Genomic DNA, 3720 nt, shown 5'->3' on the forward strand with positions numbered 1-3720 from the left:
TTTTCTCATAAGTCTATTTTTACGTTAAGATTCTATAAAATTAACATTAAGCTTTGAGAAAATCCACTCAGTTTTTTTTGATTTTTAAAGCTCTGAGGCCGGGTTTTAAAAGATTGTATTTTGTTAAATACTAAGTTAGCAACTTAGCGTAAGTTACTGATAATCAGCACATATATGTCAAAAGCAATTTTGTATAAATTTTTACAAAATTATATTTAATCACATTATTATCAATAAGATAAGTGTAAAAAGTGTTTGTTCGTATTTTCCTTTAGATTAAACCTCTAACGGGCAACGGCGACTGCTCTTTTTTCTCTGATTACGGTAACTTTCACCTGACCGGGATAAGTCATTTCGTCCTGTATCTTTTGAGAAATATCAAAAGCCAGTTCATCGGCTTGTTTGTCGGTAATTTTCTCACTTTCTACGATTACCCGTAATTCTCTTCCCGCCTGTATAGCAAAGGCTTTATCAACTCCGTCATAAGAAAGTGGAAGGGTTTCCAGTTCTTTAATTCGCTTGAGGTAATTTTGCATGGTTTCTCTTCTGGCTCCCGGTCTGGCGCCTGAAATAGCATCACAAATTTGCGTAATAGGGGAAAGTACATATTTCATTTCCACTTCATCGTGGTGGGCACCAACGGCATTACAAATAGCCGGATGCTCTCCGTATTTTTCACAAATTTTCATACCTAATAAGGCGTGAGACAATTCAGACTCTTCCTCCGGAACTTTACCTATATCATGCAGCAGGCCGGCTCTTTTGGCCATTTTTGCATTGAGCCCCAGTTCGGCAGCCATAGTTGCAGACAGGTGCGCCACTTCTCTGGAGTGTTGTAATAAATTTTGACCGTAAGAAGAGCGAAAGCGCATTCTTCCCACTATTCTGACCAATTCCGGATGGAGACCATGTATACCTAAATCAATCACGGTACGCTCACCGATTTCAACCACCTGCTCTTCCATTTGCTTAATGGTTTTGGCCACCACCTCTTCAATTCTTGCCGGGTGAATTCTTCCATCCTGCACCAAACGTTGTAAAGACAAACGCGCCACTTCTCTTCTCACCGGATCATAACCTGAAATAATAATTGCCTCGGGGGTGTCATCTACAATAATCTCTACACCGGTAGCTGCTTCCAAAGCACGGATATTTCTTCCTTCACGACCAATTATCTGACCTTTTATATCATCAGACTCTAAATTAAAGACGGAAACGGTATTTTCAATCGTATGTTCGGCAGCGGTACGCTGAATGGTTTGTATCACCACTTTTTTCGCTTCTTTATTCGCTTTCAGTTTTGCCTCATCCATTATCTCTTTTACCTGAGCCATAGATGCGGTTTCTGCTTCTTTTTTCAATGAGCTGATTAACTCTTCTCTGGCCTCATCAGCAGATAGTTTGGCTATATTTTCTAATTTTTTAACATGCTCCTGATGAGATTTTTCCAGCTCATTCTTTTTCATTTCAACGATTTCTAACTGCCGATTCAAATTTGACTTTATGTTGTCAACTTCGGAGCGGTCTCTGGAATTTTGTTCCACTTGTTGCGACAGTGACTGTTCTCTTTTTTTAATCCTCATTTCCCTGTCTTCTACTTTCTTAACCCGCTGATTGAGTTCGTCTTCTCTCTCGGCTTTCATTTGAAGGTATTTTTCCTTGGCCTCCAGCATTTTTTCTTTTTTGAGACGCTCACCCTCTTTTTCCGCTTCCCGCATGATTTTTTGAGCTTCTTTTTCAGCTTCTTCCTTTAATTTGTTTGCTTTGGGAGCTGTAATCAACTTCCCTACAATAACTCCGGCAACACCGCCGGCTATTACTGCAATTATTATAAATAGTATGTTCGTTTCCATTTTTTTAAACTTTTGTATGGTGCAAAATTAAAAATTAAGTCGTTAGTAATTCCTTCTGAGTGAACAAATAAATAAAATATTGTTTACCGAGAAAATTTTTAAGTAAAATATCCAACCAACATTAACGACCAAGAAGCCGTTTTAATGCACAAAAAGACATTAATTTTATATTATTTATTTGGGACAATTGAGGGAGCATAAATTTTAAAAAAAGTTATAAAAAAAAATTTCTTGGGAAAGATAGAACACATCTATATCTCAGCTTTTTTTGTTTATTCTTTTAAAACATTCTTTAAACAAAACTTGTTTTATTTCAAAATAATAATTAGTTTTGACTAAATAAAATACAGAATCATGAAACAAAGTAAATACCAAGAAAAAATCATATCAATGTCATCTTCACTTCATCCATTTGCACTGAATTTGACAAAAGATCCCGAAGAATCAAAAGACTTATTGCAAGAAACTGTTTATCGAGCATTATGCAATGAAGATAAGTATACCAAAGGCACAAATTTAAAGGCCTGGTTATTTACCATTATGAAAAACATCTTCATAAATAACTATCGCAGAAAGGTAAAACGAAATACCATTATTGATACTACAGACAATTTGTATTACATCAATTCAGTAGATCGTGTTGACGGGAATTCAGCCGAGACAAACTTTGTAATTGATGATTTGACAGCGGCGGTAAATAATTTAGAAGATGAGTACAGAATTCCTTTTATTATGCACTATGAAGGTTTTAAGTACCATGAAATCGCAGAACATTTAAAATTACCTTTGGGTACGGTTAAAAGCAGAATATTTTTTGCCAGAAAAGATTTAAAAAATAAATTAAAGGCTTACACACCTGCAGAATAATTTCAGAGACCTTTCTCATGTTTGTTTTGTTTAGTTTAGTCTAATATAGAGCCGGTTGCCTGTGAGTTGCCGGCTTTATTATTATGATTCTCTATTTCTTTTTACTATCTCCCCCTTTCTTTATTAATTTATATTATCCCTATTCGAATATTTGCTCAATCCCCTAATAGCATTTATTTTAATTTGCCAAAGATAAAAATGAGCTTAATGCAGCATTTTTTTTTGAAAATGCCTTAAGTTCGTTTATATATTTTTTAAAGATGTTAAAGGGTAAAAGAATTGTAGTGGTCTTACCGGCTTTTAATGCTTCGCAAACGCTGGAAAAAACGTATCGTGATATTCCGCACGAAATAGTTGACGAGCTGGTGCTGGTTGATGATGCCAGTGCTGACAATACAATAGACATTGCCCATAAACTGGGGATAAAACATATCATTCCGCACTCCCAAAACAAGGGATACGGAGCTAATCAAAAATCCTGTTATGAAAAGGCGATTGAACTGAACGCAGATATCGTTATTATGCTACATCCGGACTACCAGTATGAGCCTAAGTTGTTAACGGCGATGGCATCGCTTATTGCGGAAGACATCTATCCTGTAGTTTTGGGCTCCAGGATATTAGGTGGCGGTGCATTAAAGGGAGGCATGCCGGTATATAAGTACATTTCCAATCGTTTTTTAACCTTGTTTCAGAATATTTTAGTTCAGCAAAAGCTGTCGGAGTATCATACGGGTTACCGGGGATTTTCGACGGCGGTATTGAAGGATATCAATTTTTCCGGAAATTCCGATGATTTTATTTTTGACAATGAAATGCTGTCTCAGATAATTTTCAAAGGCTATGAAATTGCAGAAATCACCTGTCCGACTAAGTATTTTGAGGAAGCTTCTTCCATTAATCTAAGCCGGAGTATTAAATATGGTTTTGGTGTTTTGAAAGTGAGTGTGGAGCATTTTTTTTCAAAGAGGGGGGTGTTTGTGCATAGGAGGTATAGGGA

Annotated in this window: 3 protein-coding genes; 2 read left to right on the top strand and 1 reads right to left on the bottom strand. The window is 36.3% G+C overall.

Annotated features, from left to right (window positions below; translation table 11 throughout):
* Positions 1–284 precede the first annotated feature (284 nt).
* Positions 285–1853, bottom strand: a complete 1569-nt coding sequence (gene rny, locus EA412_00300; protein ID TVR84547.1) for a ribonuclease Y — start codon at positions 1851–1853, stop codon at positions 285–287.
* A 354-nt stretch (positions 1854–2207) separates the two neighbouring features.
* Here rny and EA412_00305 point away from each other — a divergent pair, with 354 nt between their 5' ends.
* Positions 2208–2720, top strand: coding sequence for an RNA polymerase sigma factor (locus EA412_00305; GenBank protein ID TVR84548.1), 513 nt, complete (start codon positions 2208–2210; stop codon positions 2718–2720).
* A gap of 260 nt (positions 2721–2980) precedes the next feature.
* Positions 2981–3720 (top strand): glycosyltransferase family 2 protein (locus tag EA412_00310; GenBank protein ID TVR84549.1); only part of this gene is annotated, 740 nt, incomplete at its 3' end.

The sequence above is a fragment of the Chitinophagaceae bacterium genome (genome assembly GCA_007695095.1).
Lineage (GTDB): Bacteria > Bacteroidota > Bacteroidia > Chitinophagales > REEL01 > REEL01.

Excerpts from the sequence above, each read along its gene's own strand:
- rny (TVR84547.1), bottom strand. The coding sequence starts at position 1,853 with ATGGAAACGAACATACTATTTATAATAATTGCAGTAATAGCCGGCGGT.
- EA412_00305 (TVR84548.1), top strand. The coding sequence starts at position 2,208 with ATGAAACAAAGTAAATACCAAGAAAAAATCATATCAATGTCATCTTCA.